22 protein-coding genes are annotated in these 19,773 nt (G+C 64.9%); 11 read left to right on the forward strand and 11 right to left on the reverse strand.

The annotated features are described in order from the left end of the window. Window positions 1-70: 70 nt before the first annotated feature. From ACPXYO_RS09210 to ACPXYO_RS09225, 4 genes are all read left to right on the forward strand, one after another. Window positions 71-355: a type II toxin-antitoxin system Phd/YefM family antitoxin gene (locus tag ACPXYO_RS09210; protein ID WP_423919315.1), complete on the forward strand. Its 285-nt coding sequence runs from the start codon at window positions 71-73 to the stop codon at window positions 353-355. Beyond that, complete coding sequence (locus tag ACPXYO_RS09215; protein ID WP_423919318.1) at window positions 352-777, forward strand: type II toxin-antitoxin system VapC family toxin; 426 nt, start codon at window positions 352-354, stop codon at window positions 775-777. Before ACPXYO_RS09210 ends, ACPXYO_RS09215 begins: the two co-directional genes overlap by 4 nt. Before the next feature lie 75 nt (window positions 778-852). Further along, the gene (locus ACPXYO_RS09220; protein WP_423919321.1) at window positions 853-1,545 is read left to right on the forward strand and encodes an exonuclease domain-containing protein; all 693 of its coding nucleotides are present in this window, start codon (window positions 853-855) and stop codon (window positions 1,543-1,545) included. 410 nt (window positions 1,546-1,955) lie between these two features. Next, window positions 1,956-2,765, forward strand: coding sequence for a Swt1 family HEPN domain-containing protein (locus ACPXYO_RS09225; protein WP_423919323.1), 810 nt, complete (start codon window positions 1,956-1,958; stop codon window positions 2,763-2,765). Between the two features lie 29 nt (window positions 2,766-2,794). Here the strand turns inward: ACPXYO_RS09225 and ACPXYO_RS09230 are convergent, their stop codons facing one another. Next, window positions 2,795-3,352, reverse strand: coding sequence for a DUF488 family protein (locus ACPXYO_RS09230; RefSeq protein WP_423919325.1), 558 nt, complete (start codon window positions 3,350-3,352; stop codon window positions 2,795-2,797). Window positions 3,353-3,611: 259 nt separating this feature from the next. Beyond that, on the reverse strand, window positions 3,612-4,028 hold the full coding sequence (locus tag ACPXYO_RS09235) for a hypothetical protein (RefSeq protein WP_423919328.1): 417 nt from the start codon (window positions 4,026-4,028) through the stop codon (window positions 3,612-3,614). A gap of 176 nt (window positions 4,029-4,204) precedes the next feature. Between ACPXYO_RS09235 and ACPXYO_RS09240 the strand changes: the two genes are divergently transcribed. Continuing rightward, window positions 4,205-5,086 carry an endonuclease/exonuclease/phosphatase family protein gene (locus ACPXYO_RS09240; protein WP_423919331.1) on the forward strand — a complete coding sequence of 294 codons (882 nt, stop codon included), beginning with the start codon at window positions 4,205-4,207 and terminating at the stop codon, window positions 5,084-5,086. 82 nt (window positions 5,087-5,168) lie between these two features. Beyond that, window positions 5,169-5,606, forward strand: coding sequence for a GFA family protein (locus tag ACPXYO_RS09245; protein WP_423919334.1), 438 nt, complete (start codon window positions 5,169-5,171; stop codon window positions 5,604-5,606). A 22-nt stretch (window positions 5,607-5,628) separates the two neighbouring features. Here ACPXYO_RS09245 and ACPXYO_RS09250 read toward each other — a convergent pair whose 3' ends face one another. The 5 genes from ACPXYO_RS09250 to ACPXYO_RS09270 form a co-directional block, all read right to left on the reverse strand. Beyond that, entirely contained in the window at window positions 5,629-6,039 is a 411-nt protein-coding gene (locus ACPXYO_RS09250; RefSeq protein WP_423919337.1) for a type II toxin-antitoxin system VapC family toxin, read from the reverse strand. Next, window positions 6,036-6,266: a CopG family transcriptional regulator gene (locus ACPXYO_RS09255; RefSeq protein ID WP_423919340.1), complete on the reverse strand. Its 231-nt coding sequence runs from the start codon at window positions 6,264-6,266 to the stop codon at window positions 6,036-6,038. The genes ACPXYO_RS09250 and ACPXYO_RS09255 overlap by 4 nt, the downstream gene beginning before the upstream one ends. A 95-nt stretch (window positions 6,267-6,361) precedes the next feature. Then, window positions 6,362-7,051, reverse strand: coding sequence for a pyridoxamine 5'-phosphate oxidase family protein (locus ACPXYO_RS09260; protein WP_423919342.1), 690 nt, complete (start codon window positions 7,049-7,051; stop codon window positions 6,362-6,364). Between the two features lie 81 nt (window positions 7,052-7,132). Further along, window positions 7,133-8,098: a HalD/BesD family halogenase gene (locus ACPXYO_RS09265; protein ID WP_423919345.1), complete on the reverse strand. Its 966-nt coding sequence runs from the start codon at window positions 8,096-8,098 to the stop codon at window positions 7,133-7,135. A gap of 4 nt (window positions 8,099-8,102) precedes the next feature. Continuing rightward, window positions 8,103-9,011 carry an NAD(P)-dependent oxidoreductase gene (locus tag ACPXYO_RS09270; protein WP_423919347.1) on the reverse strand — a complete coding sequence of 303 codons (909 nt, stop codon included), beginning with the start codon at window positions 9,009-9,011 and terminating at the stop codon, window positions 8,103-8,105. Window positions 9,012-9,155: 144 nt separating this feature from the next. On the opposite strand from ACPXYO_RS09270, the gene ACPXYO_RS09275 reads away from it, so the two are divergent. Further along, window positions 9,156-10,388: an LLM class flavin-dependent oxidoreductase gene (locus tag ACPXYO_RS09275; RefSeq protein ID WP_423919350.1), complete on the forward strand. Its 1,233-nt coding sequence runs from the start codon at window positions 9,156-9,158 to the stop codon at window positions 10,386-10,388. Between the two features lie 25 nt (window positions 10,389-10,413). Here ACPXYO_RS09275 and ACPXYO_RS09280 read toward each other — a convergent pair whose 3' ends face one another. Together ACPXYO_RS09280 and ACPXYO_RS09285 are read right to left on the reverse strand one after the other, a co-directional pair. Continuing rightward, window positions 10,414-11,292 carry a haloalkane dehalogenase gene (locus tag ACPXYO_RS09280; protein ID WP_423919352.1) on the reverse strand — a complete coding sequence of 293 codons (879 nt, stop codon included), beginning with the start codon at window positions 11,290-11,292 and terminating at the stop codon, window positions 10,414-10,416. Window positions 11,293-11,398: 106 nt separating this feature from the next. Continuing rightward, window positions 11,399-12,295, reverse strand: coding sequence for a YceI family protein (locus ACPXYO_RS09285; RefSeq protein WP_423919355.1), 897 nt, complete (start codon window positions 12,293-12,295; stop codon window positions 11,399-11,401). Window positions 12,296-12,323: 28 nt separating this feature from the next. Between ACPXYO_RS09285 and guaB the strand changes: the two genes are divergently transcribed. From guaB to ACPXYO_RS09300, 3 genes are read left to right on the forward strand one after another with little or no spacing between them, the layout of a single operon-like run. Beyond that, complete coding sequence (guaB, locus tag ACPXYO_RS09290; RefSeq protein WP_423919358.1) at window positions 12,324-13,403, forward strand: IMP dehydrogenase; 1,080 nt, start codon at window positions 12,324-12,326, stop codon at window positions 13,401-13,403. Window positions 13,404-13,438: 35 nt separating this feature from the next. After that, window positions 13,439-13,807, forward strand: a complete 369-nt coding sequence (queF, locus tag ACPXYO_RS09295; RefSeq protein ID WP_419554409.1) for a preQ(1) synthase — start codon at window positions 13,439-13,441, stop codon at window positions 13,805-13,807. A 52-nt stretch (window positions 13,808-13,859) separates the two neighbouring features. Further along, window positions 13,860-15,851, forward strand: a complete 1,992-nt coding sequence (locus ACPXYO_RS09300; RefSeq protein ID WP_423919362.1) for a putative glycoside hydrolase — start codon at window positions 13,860-13,862, stop codon at window positions 15,849-15,851. Window positions 15,852-15,878: 27 nt separating this feature from the next. Here ACPXYO_RS09300 and ACPXYO_RS09305 read toward each other — a convergent pair whose 3' ends face one another. Continuing rightward, entirely contained in the window at window positions 15,879-17,561 is a 1,683-nt protein-coding gene (locus ACPXYO_RS09305; protein ID WP_423919365.1) for an AMP-binding protein, read from the reverse strand. Window positions 17,562-17,594: 33 nt separating this feature from the next. Continuing rightward, window positions 17,595-18,557 carry an LLM class flavin-dependent oxidoreductase gene (locus ACPXYO_RS09310; RefSeq protein WP_423919367.1) on the reverse strand — a complete coding sequence of 321 codons (963 nt, stop codon included), beginning with the start codon at window positions 18,555-18,557 and terminating at the stop codon, window positions 17,595-17,597. A 69-nt stretch (window positions 18,558-18,626) separates the two neighbouring features. Between ACPXYO_RS09310 and ACPXYO_RS09315 the strand changes: the two genes are divergently transcribed. Continuing rightward, window positions 18,627-19,766 (forward strand): serine hydrolase domain-containing protein, encoded by a 1,140-nt coding sequence (locus ACPXYO_RS09315; RefSeq protein ID WP_423919370.1) that lies wholly within the window; start codon window positions 18,627-18,629, stop codon window positions 19,764-19,766. Window positions 19,767-19,773 lie beyond the last annotated feature (7 nt).

Genomic DNA, 19,773 nt, shown 5'->3' on the forward strand with positions numbered 1-19,773 from the left:
TGGAGTCGGCCAGTAGCGGATGCCACCATTGTGGCCTTTCTGGTCAGTTTGATATGACTAATCTAGTCATATGAGTTCCGGTGCAGTGTCCGTTTCCGAGTTGAAGGCGAACCTGTCCCGCTATCTGCGTGAGGTGCGGCGAGGCGGTGAGATACAGGTAACCGATCGAGGCACGCCGGTCGCGAGGCTTGTGCCGCCCGCGGAGCCCGAGGACGAGCATCTCAACCGATTGATTAAGTTAGGTGTGCTTAGAGCGGGGCAGGGAGATGCTGTCGCCGTGCTCGACGAACCTCCCCTGCAGATCCCGACCAGCCTCACGGAGGCGTTGGCCGAGGAAAGAGAGGATCGTGTGTGAAGTACTGGGACACTTCGGCGCTCGTACCGCTCTTCGTTGCCGAACCGACAACTGACGCAGTGCGGTCGTGGCTGGAAGACGACGGCGTCATCGTTACCTGGGCGTGGTCGCGGGTTGAGATCGCGAGTGCGGTCGAGCGGCGCACGCGTGACGGCGATCTGTCACGCGAGCAGCGCCGCAGCATCATGCGTCACCTGGACGGATTCAGCGCGACATGGCATGAAGTGGTCGAGATTCTGGCCGTGCGGTCGCGTTCGATGTTGGTGCTGGCACGGCATCCACTCCGGGCGGCCGATGCCGCCCAGCTCGGCGCGGCATTGCATGTTCAAGAACAGCTCGGTGCCCCGTTGCAGTTCGTGAGTCTGGACCGACGCCTCGCCGAAGCAGCCGAACGTGAAGGACTTGCCGTCGTCTCCGCATGAGCGGGCAGCTCCGTCGGCAATCAGATCTCCCCGCGCAGTCATGCTGGTTCCGCTCGCGAATGACAGGCTGAAGACGTGGGGAGCCCAGACTGGACGCAGTTCGCCGATGTGGCAAGCGTCGACGTCGAGACCGCCACTGCGAGCGAAGCATCGATTTGCCAAGTCGGCGTCGCCACAGTCGACGGCCGAGGGCAGATCACCGTCAATACCTGGTTGGTCCAGCCACCCGGAAACCGCTACGAAGCGAAGAACATCGGGATTCACGGGATCACGCCAGAGGAAACCGCCGACGAACCCACATTCGATGTCATTTGGCCGGAAGTCTGTGCTGTCCTGGGCCAACGGCAGCTGATCGCGCACAACTCGGAATTTGATCGCCAGTGTCTTGCTGCGACGCTTCGCCTGTACGGGATTGTGTGGAAGCAGCCTCGCTGGGGCTGCACGCTCCGCATGGCCCACTTGCTTTTGCCGAGGCGTACCCAGCCGTACAGGCTGACGGCGCTATGCGAGTCCTACGGCGTCCACCGAGGCAAGCAGCACGATGCGGGGGATGACGCAGCCGCAGCTCTCCAATTGGCAGCGCTCCCGCTTGCGGCCGACGGTGACGGTGACCTCAAGCGGCTAATTGACCGCTCAAACAGGGGATGGCAAAGCCGACGCGAGACTGCGAACCGCCGAGTTGCCTCGATGAGCACCGACCCGGCCACTGAACGTCAGCTCGCCTACCTGAGTGACCTGCTCGCCGAGCGGGCCTATCCATGTCGCTGACAGGCATCACCAAAGGCGAAGCGTCGCGGGCCATCGACAGCCTCCTGGCGGGCCGCCTGCCTCCACGTGCGCGAGCCCCACATCGAAGCGGATGCCTCGCCAATTCGCCGCGTGCTGCGTTACTCACCGTCGTGGCACTACTGCGGCAAATCATCTCTCGTCCTAGATGAAACCTCGGCTTGACCCTTGGCCACTCGGTTGCACTGTGGCCGGTGAGTGTGACACCGAGTTCATGGCAACTCAGTCGGTTCTATGTGAGACGAGAGGGTTCTGAAGCAGCCATGACGAACGCCTCCGACGATCTCCCGCCGGTGTCCGATGACGCAACCCCGGCCGTGCTACTCCGCCTCAGTTATCGGAGCAACGATGACTTTCGCAGCGGATACCACCCTCGGGATGGGATCGAACCTGTGACTGAATCGCTGCGCGGTTGGTGGGAGCTTGAGCCAGATGACATAGATGCACTGCACATCAATTACGTCGTGGCATTTCACCGGGGCCGAACGCTCGCCGTGGCGAAGATTGATCCAGACAGCTGGAAATGGCTTGAGATCGATGGCTCTGGTCATCACACGACGGCGGTGGACGCACTGGGCAACCCGCGCGACACCCGTCCGCGAGGCGGCGATACCCGCGTCCGATGGGCCTTCGACGTACCGTCAGGCGGTGCCCCCAGCGATGTCTGGGACGCCTGGGTCGGTAGTGGTGGCAAGCGGCTTCCCGAACGGCTGCATCACACCATCACCAGCTTCTGGCCTGCGTCGCCGGCCGACAGCGCCCACGATCTACTGGGCAAGGCCGTTCGCCTGCTCGGCCGTGGCCTCAGGCCGTTCATGCGACGGCACTTCCAATCCAGACATGGCGTCGACTGGCTTGAAACCCTCCGCCGTCGCCACGGTCTCCTCGCGTTTCACGATGATCCGGCGTCGCCCGAGGATCCGTATGTGAACCTGATGATCCTTCGTCGCGAGTGGTCCGCTGTGAGTTACGCCTTCGCCCGCTCGGATCGCGCTACCGGCCAGAAGCTCCTGAATGCCCGCAACCGCTGGGCGCACTTTGGGCCTGTCGACGCCCCAAACGCTCGTAGCGATGCAGCGAGCATCTTGGCGTTTCTCAACGAGATCGGCGCGAGCAACGAGTTCTGGCAGGTAGAGAGCATCGTGCGGGCGCTCGACTTGCAAATCAGCCGGTATGAAGGCAGGGACGCTCCGCAGCGCTGATGCGCGACGGCCTGCAAGGCAAGCGATGTCTAGCGGCGGTGACGAACTGGTGCTGAGGAATCCTCGTCGAATAAGGCCAACTGGGGTCCTGCGGTGAGTTCGTGGGTCTCCATCTCAGATTCCGAAACGAGTTGACTGTCGCCTCGGATGTGCATCACCGTCGGTGGGGCGTCGTCGTTGAGCAGTGCCTGGGTGATGAGTAGCCGTCGATGGCAGCGTGTCGGATCTTCTTCGCTGCACATGGCTGCAACCTGCTGGGTCGCAGCAGTGGCCATCAAACGACGCAGCCCATTGGCGAAACGTCTAGTGCGCGCGACGCGGTCGTACAGCACATTGCCGGCGTCGTCGTAGAGTTCCGGCTCCTTGGGCCGGCCGCCTAGCTCGTCACCCAGGAACAGGTAGCCGATGCCAATCTCCGACAGCAGATCCCGCAGGCGCGACTGCCTGAAGTGAGGTGAGAAGCGGCTGTAGGGCTGCGAGCGGACATCGACGACCGTCTCGATGCCGTGCTGTTGGAGCAGGGCGAGGAAGCGATCTGTCGGGTGATTGGAGTGACCGATCGTCCAAAGCTTGGTGGACTTGTTCACAGAGCGAGCCTTCACCAGGGGTTCGGTGCGGTCAACAGGAGCCCGAACCGTCCGTCGGGGACTGCCACTTCACGCCTGGATGCGCTGTGGCGGCTGGCGAGGGCCGGCGCTGCAGATCGACTCGCAGCCTGACGTGGGAGGGCTGCCGGGGCGGATCGGTGAAACCGAAGCCGAGCGGCCGGTCAAGCGAGGCGAGCGCCCCGAGGTCGGCACCGTCCAGGCTCGCTGTCGCGGCGACGATCCGGCGGGCCGTGCGGGTTCAGTACCACTCGACGACACCGGTCGGGCTGGTGCTATAGGTGCGCACATCGAGCAGCTTGCGGGCGCACCAGTTCTCGACGGTGGCAGTGACCCATTGGGGACGCAGCGGCAGGCTGAGTGTCGCCAGGCCGATCGTCATTTGCAGTTCCAGGCCACCCGAGCGAACGGTGTAGCGACGGCCGATGCGTTCGGTCGTGACCGGCTGGTGCTGAAGATCATCGAATGGGTACACGGAGTCGACGTACTGGGCAGCATCAGCCTCGCCGAGCAGGACGCGATGCCCGTCGGGCTGCGCCCACATGATGTCGGCGAACGGTCCGATGGGGCTGCGCCGCCAGTTGCCGATCACGAACCGATGACCCGAGGCGAATCCCACCGACGTGATCGAGCCCCACAACGTCTCGATCACAGGCATCTGCAATTCCCTCTTCCGTTCCATCATCGAATCATCCTCATGCCGCAAGCTTGAACTGGATTTCGTACCTGATGGGGACTCTCCAGAAGGTCGATCGCTACGCGACTTCGCCGCAGCTAGCTCGAATTCGAGGCGATTCCTAAACCTGTCGCAGCTTGGGGGTACGTTCGCCGTTCATGGTGACAAGAGTTGTGAATTGGAACATCGCCAAGAGGCATCAGCCGTGGCGCCAGCTCGTTGAGATGGATGCCGACGTCGCCCTCCTCCAGGAAGCTGGCAAGAGCCCGGAGGATGTCGCAGGCCGAGTCGATGCCGGTCCCGATGCGAGCTGGGACGCGCACCAGTGGAATTCGGACTGGTGGCACGGCCGCTGGCCGAAGCTGTTCGACCGGTGGCCGAAGGTTGTGAAGCTGTCCGATCGTGTTGGCGTCGAGTGGTACCGGCAGGTCAGCCCGATCGGCTGGGTGCTCGACGACGAAATTGCAGTCAGTGGCATTGGAACCATCGCGGTGGCTCGAATTGCGCCGGCCGGTCTCGAATCCATCGTCGTGGCGTCCATGTACGCACGTTGGGTCGGCGCTCATCCCTCGACCAATAGCCGATGGAAAGTGGGCTATTCGGACGGTTCTGCACACAGAATCGTCTCGGATCTCTCGGCGTTCATAGGCAACACTGACCCTTCCTCACATCGGATCCTGGTGGCGGGAGATCTCAACATGATCTATGGGGAATTGGACGAGCAACCGCAGAATCTCGCTTCTCGGACTCAAACAGTTTTCGAACGGATGGATGCTCTGGGGTTGGAGTTTCTTGGCCCGCAAGCTCCCGATGGTGGGCGTCAAGCCGATCCGACGCCCGCCGGACTGCCGCCTGATACTCGCAATGTGCCGACGTACCACACGACACGGCAGACGCCGGAGACTGCCGCCAACCAGCTCGACTACGTCTTTGCCTCGCGGGGCTTTCACGAGCAGATCAATGTCCGCGCTCTGAATTCACCGGACGAGTGGGGCTCGAGCGACCACTGCCGCATCCTCATCGAGATTGACGACAACTAGCGCGGGGCACTACGACTGGCCTGCGTGCCATGGGACAATTGCGGCCCGGTCGGCACCGGGGCGGGGCCACGGAGGGACTGCCATGAACGAATCGGCTGGGTCTCCGTCGGAGCGACGGCCCTCGGGTCACTGCCTGTGCGGCGGTGTCAGCTACGAAGTGCACGGCCCGATCCGCCAAGTGTGGAACTGCCACTGCTGGCGCTGCCGACGATGGACGGGCCATTTCATGGCGGCGACGGGATGCCAGAGCTCCGACCTCCGCCTCGTGTCGGACAGCACCCTGAGCTGGCACCACCCTGCCGACGACCCGAACGTGGCCTATGGCTTCTGCCGGGAATGCGGCGGGTCGCTCTTCTGGAAGGTGACGGAGGGCCCGCCCGACCAGGTCGACACCATCGCCATCTGCGCGGGCACCCTCGACCCTCCCACGGGGCTGCACACTGAGCGGGCCATATTCCTCGACGACGCTGCCGACTATCACCCCCTCGACCCGGCAGTACCCGGCTGGGGCCAGCAGTAAGCCGCTCGCGGCCGGGCTGGAGTCACGGCACGACGTTGACGAAACCAGCGGCGGCGAAGTCGCCGTCGAAAGCGAGGGCCTCTCGAAGCCGCCGTTGGCGCATCACTTCGAAGCTCGTGGCGTCTACGAACGAGTAGTTCCGCTCGTCGTGTGTCCGCAACCAGCGCAATGCCCGCTGCTCCTGGTCGCGGGTGACGTGGGTCACGACGAGTCCGTGCCCGGATTGCAGCGTCTCGATGCGGTCCAAGTAGGCGGTTCCGTATGCGTGTCCGGCACGTCGCCTCAGGAATGTCCATGTCTCGCCGACGACGTGATTGCTTGTGAGGATCTGCTCGGACCGGCCGAGGCGACGCCGCATCGCCAGTGCGTCGGTGTGTCGTGCGTCCGACGGCAGTGCCCAGGCCACCCACCAGCCCGTGTCGGCAAACTTCACGTGCCGTAGACGACTTCGTCGATCTCGCCCGGCTCGACGTTCAAGCCCTTCGGCCCGAAGCCCGCGAGCGCCGTCCAAGGATCGTCAGATGACACAGGTTCGCTGTCTTGGAGCATGTAGAGCAAACCCCGGCGAATCAGTTCGGACTTTGAGATGCCGCGCCGCTTCGCTTCAAGCCTCGCAGCATCATTCAGATGCTCGTCAATAGTGATCGAGATCGTCTTCACGTGTCCAATCATATATAGCAAGCGTGATGCTAGCTATATATGTGCGTCACTGCGGGAGGCCTTGCGACTCGACCCCGTCTCGCATTGGCCCCGAGTTACCTGGCGCGGCGGATGTCGGGTGTGCGGTTGGCGAGGCGGGCGATAGCAGCGGGGGTGGGGATGCCTTCGGTGAGGTCGGCTGAGGGGGAGGGCAGCTCGAAGCGAGTCGTCAGCGGGACTACGCCAGCCCACCAGTTGCCGGCCATGTCTTCTTCGTCGTCGGCGGGGTCGCCGGAGCGCACCTTGGCCGATGCCTCGGACAGTGACAGCTCCAGCACCAGCGTGGCCCGCAGATCGGCGTCAGTCGGCGGCCGGGAGGTGTCCCAGTTCGCAACGATGTGATCGGTCACCAGCTTCAAGGCACGTTCCTTCGCTACGGCGTCGTCGATGCGACGAGCTTGACCACGGACCACCACGCAGCGGTAGTTCATCGAGTTGTGGAACGGCGTGCGTGCCATGACCAAGCCGTCAAGATGGGTCACCGTCACGCAGATCCCGGTGCCCTCGCCGGAGTTCAGCAGGTGATTGGCCAGCGCCCCGTGCAGGTACAGGTTCTCGTCGTCGCGCCCGTAGGCCATCGGCAACACCAGCGGTCCGTCGGGTGTGTTCACGCCGACGTGCGCGATCAGCCCGGCGTCGAGAATTTCCACGACCTCGTCACGCTCATAGCGGCCGCGTTCAGCCATCCGCCGCAACTGGGTTCGTGATGAGGGAGCCTGCGTGCCGCTACCTGTTGATTCGCTCACATCTGCACGGTACGCGGAACATCGCAGCTCAGCACGCTGTATTCCCGGTCATGGCGCGCAGCCAGAATCCGCCGAATCTGCTCAGTCGAGCAGGTCGTCGTCGCGGACTCGGCTTTGCTCGGCTTCTTCATGCTCGGGCAGAACCCGGCCGAACAGCTGCCGTGTCCGCTCGACACGTCCGATGACACCGGGCTGGCGGGTGTAGGCGAAGATCGCTGCGTGCCGTGGTTGCGAGGTCGCGCTCACGCGGGTGACTCGGTGCAGCGAATAGCGGCCCCGGAACATCTGCAAATCGCCGGGCTCGAGGTCGAGTGTGTGGACGCCGTCACGAACGCCGCGTTGGAGCGCCGCAAGCGTCTCGAACCCTTCGTCGTCGGCCGATCGAACAGCAGGGGCGAATTCGAACAACCCGCCTTCATCGGCTGGCTGCACCAGCACCGTCACGGCGAAGTCGTTGGTGTCGAAGTGCCAGGGGAACTGCTGGCCCGGGTCCAAGATGTTCGCCGTCAGGCCTGCGAGCGGATCGTCGTAGCAGTACAACGAGTCGATCTCGAGGCAGTCGGCGAGCAGTTGGCACATCTGCGGCGCCCGGAACAGCGTGTCTATTGCGCACACCTGGGGCCAGGCGTCACCTGGGATGAAGCCGCTGGATCGCTCAGTGAACGTGTTGACCGGATGGTCGGTATCGAAGTCGGGATCGACATCGGTGTGGAAATAGGGGTTGATGACCTGCGTCGAGAAGTGGGTCCTCGGCTTGGTCGCGACGATCTCGTCGTTCAGCAGACGCACCGCACCCGCCGTGACGAATTCCTTCAGCAGGGCACAGCCGTCCGATCGCAGGCCTGCGCGTGCCGTGCGAACAGCTCGCCAGTACGTGGCGTGCCCCGGATCGCTGGGTGGCGCATCCCGGCCGCCGAGCGGGTAGCGCGCCGTGTCGATCAGCTTCTCGACCTGCTCGTCACTCAGCCCGCTCAGCCCAGTCGAAGCATCCTGCGTGGGTGCTTCCGTGGGTGCGTCCGCGGTTGTTTCGGATGCTGCCCCGCCCACCTGCTCATGCCTCCCAGTGCGGAACCCAGTCGCCGTCAAGTCGCAGCGAGAGCCCAGCGTCGTCCTCGATGCGGCGGGCCACGCTGAGCTCGGGGGCATCGAGGCCGTAGCGCTCGGTGGCTCGCTCAAATGCAGCGCGTACTGCGGTGGTCATGGGCAGGTCGGTACCGACGGTTTCCTCTAGTTCGACTAGCAGACCAAGGTCTTTCATGCACAGGCCCAGCGTGAACGACGGGTCGTAGTGCCCGGCAAAGATGCTCGGCGCATCGTGCCGGGCCACGAAGCTGTCCGCCACGCTGTCCTTGATCGCCTCCCACAGGTCGCCGAGTTCGACGCCGTTGCGAACCCCCACAGCCAGCCCCTCGGCCAGCGCGGCAGCGCCCACGAACCACAGCTGGTTCGTGACCAGCTTCACCACGCAGCCTGCGCCCAAGTCGCCGCAGGCAATCAACCGACCCAGTCGTTCGAGCACCGGGCGTACCCGCTCGACCGTGGAAGACTCGCCGCCGGCAAACAGCGTGAGGGTGCCGTTGCGAGCGCCGTCTACAGCACCGGTCACCGGCGAATCCACAACGGCAACGCCTTCCGGCGCCTCGTCGGCCAAGCGCCGGATCAGCTCGGGCCGACTCGTGGTCAGGTCCACCCAGACCGAATCTGGTGCCAAGGCCGCGAGCGCACCGGCGCCGCACATCACAGACTCGACATGCTGCGGAGCCGGCAGTGACGTCAGCAGCACGTCGACACCGGCTGCCGCTTCCGCTGCCGAGCCCACGGCGGTGGCCCCTTCCGCTGCGACAGCCTCGAGGGCCAGCGGGTTCAGATCGAAGGCCTGCACGTGATGGCCAGCACGAGCTAGGCGAGCGCACATTGGCCCGCCCATCGTGCCCAACCCGACGAATCCGACGGTCTCCATCCTTGACATTTCCTCGCAGTCGGTGCGTGACCAAACACTAGTGTTTGTTCCACGTCCACCTGATCTCGCGATCGCCCTCCCCAGAGACCCCGAACACGAGCCCACCTAGGATGGCCGGCGCCCCGCAACCCCCGGAGGCGTGTCATGAAGTTCGGGATCTTCTACGAGCTGCAGCTGCCGAGGCCGTGGAACGACGACTCCGAGTACGTGCTGTTCCAGCAGGCACTCGACCAGATCGAGCTGGCGGACAAGCTGGGCTACGACTACGCGTGGGAGGTCGAGCACCACTTCCTCGAGGAATACAGCCACAGCTCCGCCCCCGAGGTGTTCCTGGCCGCCGCGAGCCAGCGCACGAAGAACATCCGCCTCGGGCACGGCATCGTTCAGCTGCCCACAAACCATCCCGCCCGGGTCGCCGAGCGGGTCGCCACGCTCGACCTCGTCAGCGGGGGCCGGGTCGAGCTGGGCATCGGCGAGGGCTCCTCGGTCACCGAGTTGCACCCCTTCGATCGCCGCTTCCGGGACAAGCGCGAGGTCTGGGAAGACGCCGTGCGCTGCCTGATGCCGATGTTCCAGAGGGTGAACCACAGCTACGACGGCGAGATCTTCAAGTTCCCAGCCCGCAACGTGGTGCCGAAGCCCTACCAGAAGCCCCACCCGCCGCTGTGGGTGGCGTGCAGCCAGCTCGACACCATTGTCATGGCGGCTCAACGCGGCATGGGTGCGCTGGGCTTCTCATTCGTGTCTGCCGACGCGGCGAAGGCCTGGGTGAACGCCTACTACAACAACTACCTCAACCACCTCGACCTGCTCTGCGACTACCAGACCAATCCGGGCGTCGCCGTCGTCAGCCCGTTCATGTGCGCTCCCACCGATGAGGAAGCGCAGGCCAAGGCCGAAGGCTGGACCTTCTTCCAGTTCTCGCTGGTCTTCTACAACTCCCACGGCCCGGTGGAGCCGGGCTCGGTCAACCTGTGGGACGAGTACCAGGAGTGGAAAAAGTCGCCGAAAGGTCAGAAGGCCAGCAACAACGTCGGCCTCGTGGGCTCACCCGACACGATTCGCCAGAAGCTGAAGATGTACGAAGAATCCCACGTCGACCAGCTCATCCTGTTGAACCAGGCCGGCAAGAACACTCACGCGGACATCTGCTCCAGCCTGGAGCTGTTCGCCGACGAGGTCATGGGCGAGTTTCACGAGCGCGACGCCGAACATCAGGACTGGAAGTCAGCCGTGCTGGCCGGCGATGTGCTCCTGGAAGACATCGACACCGACATTTACCAGGTGATCACCAACCAGACGCCGGTCGAAAAGCGCACCGAGATCGAGCGCAAGCAGCGCGAAGCCCGCGCTCGCCAGGCAGTCGGACTCAGCTAGCGCCCTACCTGATCGAACTGCTGGATCAGCGGTTTCCCAGCCAGTCGGCGATGGCTTGGCCGATCTCGTCGGGGCTGTCCTCCTGGCAGAAGTGGTTGCCCACCACGGTCACCTCGGTCTGGTTCGGCCACGTGCGGCAGTACTCGAGCTGCGGGCCGTTGAGGATCGCACCCGGATCTGCGTTGACCAGCAGCTTCGGCACATCAGAACCTGAGAGCCATTCGCCGTAGTCGGTGACGATCTGGACCACATCGGCCGGCTCGCCCTCGATCGGGATCTGACGCGGCCACGTCAGCGTCGGACGCCGATGTTCAGGCTCGACGAACGGGCGGCGGTACTCGTTCATCTCCTCCTCGGTCAGCTTGCGCTGGATCGAGCCGGGCAGCACGGCCTCCACGAACAGGTTTTTTTTGATGACCATCTCCTCGCCGGCGGGGGAGCGGAAGCCCTGGAAGATGCGCGCTGCTGCATCGGGCCATTCGTCCCAGGTCATGGGGCACACGATGGCCTCCATGTAGACGAGGCCGGCCACGCGGTCGCGGTGACGGTTCGCCCAGTCGAAGCCCAGCGCCGAGCCCCAGTCGTGGATCACGAACGTGATGTTGGCGCCCAGATCGAGCTGGTCAAGCAGCCCGTCGAGGTACTCACGGTGCTCGACGAACCGGTACGAGTCAGGCCCGGTGTCGTCCAGCTTGTCCGAGTCGCCCTGACCGATCAGGTCCGGGACGATGACGCGAGCGTGCGGTTGCACGTGAGGCACGATGTTGCGCCACAGGTACGACGATGTCGGGTTGCCGTGCAGGAACACCACTGCATCGCCGGATCCGGACTCGTGGTACGCCATCCGCTTGCCATTGACGGTCGCGTAGGACTTGGAAAGCGGTTCCGCAGAGAGGGTTGCCATCGGTGCTCCTTCGTTTGGCCGGATCGGCGCCACATCATGCCTGACCCGCCCAAACGTTGCACCCGTCCCTAGGAAGCTCGTCGGCTGTGTCTGATGGTTCAGACGCCTAACGGCGTCTGAACAACAGCTGGAACTCCATTACGCCGTGGTCTTCGGCGGAGAGGACGACCGGCACCTGCGGCACGGTCACGTCGAAATCGGCGAACGTGACCTCGACAGAACCCACTACTGCGATCACGCTGCCCACCAGCTGCGCTTGGATGTCGACGACAACGGGTCTGGTGATGCCGTTCACGGTCAGGTCGCCTGGCGCCGACAGCATGATTGCTGTCCCTGAGACCGCAGCGCCTTCGATGTGCAGATCCTCGGTGAGCGAGAACGCGGCGGTTGGATGCCGGGAGGCGCCCAGAGCCCGTTGAACTGCTCCGTCCCGACGCCTGTCGTCGGTCTGGAGCGTGGTGAGGTCGACCTCGATCTCCACTGAGGTCACCTGCTCTGAGGCGATCTCCATCGTGCCGCTGACGTCGCCGGTGCGCCCCACAGCGGTGAACGCGCCGATGCTCGCCAGCTCCTCGTCGACGCGGAAACCGGCGAACGAGCCGGTGGCGTCTTCCAAGGTGAACGAGCCAGTCTCGGCGTCGACGTTCCAGCTGCCGTTGATGTCATCGATCGTGGCAACGTCGTCTGAAGGAGAGGCTGCATCGGCGTCGCTGTCTTCCGGGACGACCACGACATATTCTTGGTCTTGGTCTTGGTCTTGGTCATGGTCGCCGGCCCCGCCCTCGGGTGCTGCATCACTGCTCTCATCACCTGTGGCAGCCACCGTGGTCGTCGCACCCGGTGTGGCGTCTGCTTGCACGAGCTCGGCGTCAGCGACAGCTTCGGCCAAGCTGACTTCCTCAGGTGAGGAGCCGAGCACCCGCCAGACGCCGAAGGCCGCCGCGGCGGCGACGATCACCAGCAGCACAACGACCGTTGCCAGAGTTTTGCGCCGGGGCCTCATAGCGGGTCACGGTAGCTTGGGGCCGCTCATGAAACTGCGCGACCTGAGAACCGGACTGACCTTCGACGACGTGCTGATCGTGCCGCAGCGGTCGTCGATCCGCAGCCGCAGTCACGTATCGGTGCGCACCCGCCTGTCACGCAACATCCAGATTGAACTGCCGGTGATCGCAGCCAACATGGACACGGTCTGCGAGCACGAGATGGCCATCGCCATGGCCCGTCTCGGCGGTGCAGGCATCGTCCACCGGTTTATGCCGATCGACACGCAGGCGAGCCAGATTGCTGCGGTGAAACGGATCGACGACGGGGCGCTGGTGGTCGGCGGCGCGGTGGGCACCGATCACGACATGGGCGACCGGGCCAAGGCCCTGGTCGCAGCAGGAGCCGATCTGCTGGTCCTCGACATCGCGCACGGTCACGCCGATCACGCCATCGACGGCGTACGCCGCCTGAAGGACCACTTCGGCCATATCGACGTCATCGCCGGCAATGTCGCCACGATCGACGGTGCAATCGACATGGCAGAAGCCGGCGCCGATGCCATCAAGGTCGGCGTCGGACCTGGCGGGGTCTGCACGACACGACTCGTCGCGGGGGTCGGCGTGCCGCAGCTGACCGCGACCGACAACGTGGTCAACGGCCTGGCCGATGCCGGACTCGACGTCCCGGTCATCGCCGACGGCGGCATACGTAACTCGGGCGACATCGCCAAGGCACTTGCCGTCGGCGCGGAGACTGTGATGATCGGCAGCATGCTGGCCGGCACCAAGGAGAGCCCCGGCGAAGTCGAGCAGGGGCCGTACGGGCTGCGCAAGCGCATCCGGGGAATGGCCAGCTTCGAGGCCATCGAGGCGCGAGCCGAGCGCCACGGCGAGGAAATCGACGACGAGTACTTCGAGCAGCGGGCACCAGAAGGCGTCGAGGGCACGGTTCCGTACCGGGGCGAGGCCGGCAAGCTGATCGGCGAACTCATGGCCGGCCTCCGCAGCGCCATGAGCTACACCAACGCCCGCAACTTGGCCGAATTCACCGAGCGCGCCGAATTCGTTGCCGTGACACCGCTCGGGTTGGCGGAGAACACACCGCACGCCACCCTGTCCTACTGACCGGCAGCGGCACCTGCCAGTCGAGGAGATCCGCCATGGCAAGCGAACCGTCCAAGGACCTCATCGCGCTCGACGATCCCTACCCGGACCGCGACTACGAGGTGCGCTGCACGACGCCCGAGCTCACGTGCGTCTGCCCCGTGACCGGGCAGCCCGACTACGCCACCGTCGAGATCGCCTACATCCCAGATCGCCGCATCGTGGAGTTGAAGTCGCTGAAGCTCTACCTGTGGAGCTACCGAGACGAGCCCGTCCATCACGAGGCCATCACCAACCGCATCCTCGACGACTTGGTTGCTGCCGTCGCACCGAAACAAGCAACGGTCGAGACGCGTTGGCTGGTCCGGGGCGGCATCACAACCACCGTCACTGCCCGCCACCCCGCGCAGGCGTCACTGGGCTGAATCGTCGGCGCTTGACTAAAGGGTGCTCAGCAGCCTCAATACACTCGATCCGATGCCGTTATTGGCGCCTGCCGACAGGCGCATACTGCGTGAGCTGCTCGTCCGTGGGGGTACGGCCGAGATCGGCGAGATCAGCGCGGCTGCAGCTCTGGACAACCAGGTCGTGCAGGCGTCGCTGGGCACATTGCAGCGATCGGGCATCGTGGCGCCGGTGGGCTCGGTACCGGGGCTGCGAGGCGCTCGCTGGTCGCTGACCCAGCACGGCTTCGAAGTCGGGCCGTCGCTGGTCGGCAATGACCTCGGCGGCCGCGTCGATAGCCAGACTGCTCCCCAGGCGGTTGACCCGGCGGAAGGCTGGGGGTTTCCGTGGAGGCCGCCGAAGTCCGAGGCACCGCTGTATGCGACGGGGTTGAGTCGTCGTGCCCGCCGGGTGGCTGATCGTGCTGTCATCAGCACTGCGGGACGGCCCCACGGGCGCAGCCGTGGCGGCCGCTTGATCGCAGTGATCCTGCTCGCCGCGGCGACGATCGGGGTCGGGGTCGTGGCGGTCGGGGCGCTGCGCGTTACCGAGATCACCATCGGCGGCATCCATGAGGGTGCCATGTTGCAGCCCGGCCACCTCGAGGGAGCCGTCCTGGAATTCAGCGTGAGCGGTGGTGACGTCGAATCGGCCCAAATGCTGCTCGACGGATTGCCCGTGAGCGGCGTTCAGCGTTACGACAACCGGATCGTGTGGCCGGTACCCGGGTTGACTGAGGGCCTGCACATCGTCACCCTGGACGTGAACCGGCGCTTCTTCGGCACGTCTCAGGCAGCGGTGACGTTCACGGTCGACGGGACACCCCCGGCAATCGACCTGCCGAGAGTTCACGACCCGGTGCCGCTGGGCGAGCCGGTGGTCTTGGCTGGGCCTATCGAGGCGGGCGTGTCCCTGCAGATCGGCGATCAACAACTCGACACGTCGTCTGGTTCATTCAGCCTCACCCTGTCGAGCCCGCCCGGCGGCCCGCTCCCGGTGATCGCGACCGATGCCGCAGGCAACAGCACTTCGTTCGACCTCATCGTGCCCATCGGCTATCCCCACACCACCGGTGTGCATGTCAGCGCCGCCGCATGGGATCACGACGGGCTCCGTTCGGGCATCGTGGAGCTCATCGAACAGGGCCGGATCAATACGGTCCAGCTCGACCTCAAGGACGAGGATGGCTACATCGGCCATTCGACATCGATTCCGCTGGCGCGCCAGGTTGGCTCCTCGAAGGACCTATTCGACCTACGAAGTGCTATTGACGAGTTGCACGACATGGGCGTGCGCGTGATCGGCCGCATCGTGGCGTTCAACGACCCGGTGCTCACTCGCTACGCAGCTTCGACCGGCAACCTCGACTGGGTATTGCAGACCCCGGACGGCCGGCCGCTGCTGTCCGCCTATGGCGGCTTTACCAATTTCAACCACGCGGTTGTGCGGAAGTACAACTTGGACATCGCGGCAGAAGCGGCCGCTGCAGGCATCGACGACATCCTCTGGGACTACATGCGCCGACCCGAGGGAAACCTCAGCGGCATGCGCATTCCCGGTTGGGACGGCGGCGATCCCTCGCCGGTCATCGTGAGCTTCCTCGCGGAAGCGGGAACGATGTTGCGGGAGGCCGAGGTGTTCCACGGCGTGTCGGTGTTCGGCATCGCCGCAGACCGTGGCGAGTGGATAGCGCAGGATGTCGGCGCGATGTCAAGTCATGTCGACTATGTGGCGCCCATGGTGTATCCGTCGCACTGGGGCCGGGGCGAATATGGCGTCTCGCACCCCGAAGCGCAGCCTTACGACATCACGCGGGCTTCGCTTGCCGAATTCCAGAATGTGCTGGCCGGCACCAACACGGCGATCGTGCCCTGGCTGCAGGACTTCTCGTTGAGTGTCGACTACGGACCCGCTGAGGTGCGTGCTCAGATAGATGCCGCTCACGACCTTGGCATCAGCGACTGGCTGCTGTGGGACCCGAGGGTGACCTACACGACCGCGGGCATCCCCGTTTCGTACCCCTAGCGGGCGCCGGGCTTCGTCGAGACCGGCTCAGTCGAGACTGTCGCGCAGACGGTATTTCTGGATCTTGCCGCTGGGCGTCATCGGGAACTCGTCCACGATGACTAGGTCTTCGGGCCAGAACTGGCGAGTCACGTTCCGAGCGTCCAGAAATTCCGTGAGATCGGCGAGTGTGGGCGGATCGCCGACGGGCTGCACGAACGCGCAGCCGATCTCGCCGAGGCGCTCGTGGGGCTTGGCAACGATCGCCACCACGCCCACGGCGGGATGCCGCAGCAAGACGCCCTCAATTTCCTTGACCGGGACGTTCTCACCGCCGCGGATGACGAGATCCTTCGAGCGGCCGGCGATGCTGATGTAGCCGTCGGCATCCATGATCGCCCGGTCGCCGGTGTCGAACCATCCGTCGGGCCAGTGCTGGGCGGTGAACTCGCGCCCGGCCATGTAGCCGGCAAACAACGCCGTTCCCCGGCACTGCAAGTCGCCTTCGATGTCCAGCACAGGCTCGCCGGCCTCGTCGACGACGCGCACTTCGTTGTCGCGCACTGCTCGCCCATCGGTGAGGCGGCGCTCCAGCGGATCATCGGGCATGCCCACCGTCAGCAGGCCGCACTCGGTCATGCCCCAGCCCGGCATGACCGTGCAGTCCGGCAGCAGCTCAATGGCACGCTCGAGCACGGGACGGGGGATCGCGGCGCCTGCGCACAGGAAGCGTTGCCACGAGGACAGGTCGTGATCAGCCAAGCTCTCAACGCCGAGTACATCGGCCAGAAACGGTGTGGCGCCCATCGAGAACTGGATCCGGTGCTTCTCGATGAGACCCACGAACTCGACCGGATCCCACACGTCCTGCATGACGACGTGACCGCCGACATGCAACGGGAGCCGTATCCCGTAGAGGTAGCCGGTCTGGTGGCCGAGGGTGGAGGCCATATGGCTGACATACGCCTGCGGTGCCCCTGCACCGGGATGCGGCACAAGCCCTGCGCACACGGTGTCCAAGAACGCGTCGACGGCCACCTCCAGGATGTTGTGGGTGTGTATGACGCCCTTGGGCAACCCAGTGGTGCCTGAGGTGAACATCATTTCGCAGACATCGTTCGGCCCCGGCCGGCACAGGTCGACGGCGGCGCGGTCGTAGGACGAGAACCGGCCCTCCTCGATCAGGTCCTCCCAGGTCATCGCGTCAGCGGGCAGCCACGATTCGTCCTCAATCGAGGTTGACGGGCTCGGCACCACCACAAGTTCGGCCACCCATTCGCAGCGTTCCCGGAGTTCGGCGTGCATCTGCGCCAATCCGAAGCCTCGGTAGCTGTCGGCGGTGATGACGACCATCGGCCGGCCGAGCTCGCTCATGACGGTGACTTCGTTGTGCCGGAAGATCGGGGCAACCGGATTGGCCACGGCACCGATGCGATCGCAGGCCACCGCAGCCACGACGAAGTGGCGCCAATTCGGCAGTTGGAGTTGGACGATCACGCCTGGACGGACGCCGATCTCCAGCAAACCCTTGCTGGCGGCGTCCACCTCGGCACCGAACTCGCCCCAGGTCATCGTGCCGAAACGGTCGGTGATGACCGGTTCGCTGGACCGCTCAGCGGTCCACTTGGTGATCTGATCGTCAAGCAGCCGGTTCGGCCACCCCCCTGAAGCGCTCAGATCGTCGATGCGACCCGCTTCGAGCGTCGTCTCGAAGAACCGTTTTGCTGTCATGCGATCTTCACCCCTGCGCCTTGGTGAGGCTGGTTACTGGCCGCGGATCCTCCGAAGCACTTCAGCGGCCATGAAGCGCTCGCTCTCCTCTATGTAGTGCATCGGGGAGGCTGCGCTGAGCACGACGGTGCGGGCCCCGGCATCGATGTACTCGCGCAGGCGTGCAACGCAGCGGTCCGGGTCGCCTGCGATGGCGTATTTGTGGACGAGCTGGGAGAAATCCTGGGCGTACTGTTTGGACAGGCGTTCGGCTGCGTACCCGACGGCGGTGTCGTTGTCGGGGTGGCAGCAGAAGAACACGAACATGCCGGACTCGACCGGTGTCGCATTGCCCTCGTCCTCGCGGTACCCCGCAATTGCTTCGATCGATTGCGCCAGGCGTTCGGGCGTGTACATGTACGGCAGCCAGCCGTCGCCGTAGCGAGCCGCTCGCTTCCACGCAGCGTCTTGGCGGCCCGACACCCAGATCGGCGGCGGTGAGGCGGGCTTGGGCGCGAGCGTCACGCCCGACAGCGTGTTGAAGCGGCCCTCGAACGTCACGTCGTCGGTGGTCCACAGCCGCTGGATGATCTCGAGCGCCTCGTTGGTGCGGGCGCCGCGCTCACGCACCGGTACGCCGCAGGCTTCGAACTCGGACGGCATCTCGCCGCCGACCCCCACGCCGAGGTGAAATCGCCCTCCCGACGCCACATCCAGCGATGCCGCCAACTTGGCGCACAGCGCGGCCGGATAGAGCGGGATGAGCGTGATGGACGACATCAGCTTGAGGGTCGTGGTGGCACCTGCCGCGACTGCCAGCGAGATGAAGGCATTGGACGTCGGCACATGGAAGAACACGTGCTCACCGGTGGTGGCGTAGTCGTACCCAAGCGCCTCGATCTCGCGTGCCTGGCCGGCGATGTCGTCGCTGCGGCGAATTGCCAGCCCGAACTCGATCGTCTCGTTGGTTGCGGTGTCGTCTTTCATTGGGTCGTCTCTCATTGGGCCGTTGCTCATTGCGTCCCCCTTGTGCGCCGCGACTCAGGAATCGTGCGAGACGGTAGCCGCGGGTGCTAGGCCAAGGCCGTGAGCACTGCAACCCACACGTCAACCACCATCCAGCAATCCCGCATCGAGACCCTTTTCGATCGCTGCGGTCGCGAGATCGAATCGGGACTCCTGCCGAGCTGCCAGGTCGCTGTCGGCTTCGAGGGTGAGATCGTGGCGCAGGCCACTTACGGCGACGCCACCGACGACACTCGCTACTGCATCTTCTCGGCAACCAAGCCGTATGTGGCTTCGACGATGTGGCAGCTCATCAGTGAGGGAACGGTGGAGCTCGACAACACTGCGGCCAGCTATGTGCCATCCTTCGGCGAGAACGGCAAGGACCAGATCACCGTCGAACAGGTGATGCTGCACACGTCGGGCTTCCCGCACGCGCCGCTCAAGCCGCCGCAGTGGGATACCTCTGAATCGCGGCTGAGAGCCATGGCGAACTGGCGCCTCAATTGGGAGCCCGGCACCCGGTACGAGTACCACCCCACCTCCGCGCATTGGGTCCTCGCTGAGATCATCAACGCGGTCACCGGCAACGACTTCCGTGACGAGGTGCACAACCGGGTCACCGGGCCGTTGGGTCTGCCTCGCATGCTGGGTCTGGCACCCGAGGAGCAGGACGGCATCGCCGAGCTGATCCTCGTGGGCGAGCCGGCCACACCCGACGAGCTCGAGGTGACGTTCGGCGTCCGCGAGCTGCCGATGACCGAGGTCACCAACGAAGCGATACTGCGCTTCAACGAGCCGTCGGTGCGCGAAGTCGGCGTGCCCGGCGGCGGGGCTTTCGGCACCGCGGTCGACGTGGCGCTCTTCTACCAGGGCCTGCTGGGTAACCCGGATGGACTGTGGGACCCCGAGATGCTGGCCATCGGCACCGGCGAGGTGCGCAACACCCTGCCCGACTCGATGGGCATGCCCGCCAATCGCTCGATCGGGCTCTTCCTGGCAGGCGACGACGGTATGTCGAACATGCGCGGGCTGGGCCGCACGGTGTCGCCGATGGCCTTCGGACACAACGGCGCGGGCGGGCAGCTGGCCTGGGCCGACCCGGCTACGGGCCTGTCGTTCGGCTACACCACCAACGGCTACGACGAGCACGAGGTGCGCCAGCCGCGCCGCGACACAGCGATTGGCAGTCTTGCCGGATTGTGCACGACGCCCGATTGATCTGAGG

This window comes from Candidatus Poriferisodalis sp., from assembly GCF_965237655.1.
Lineage (GTDB): Bacteria > Actinomycetota > Acidimicrobiia > Acidimicrobiales > Poriferisodalaceae > Poriferisodalis.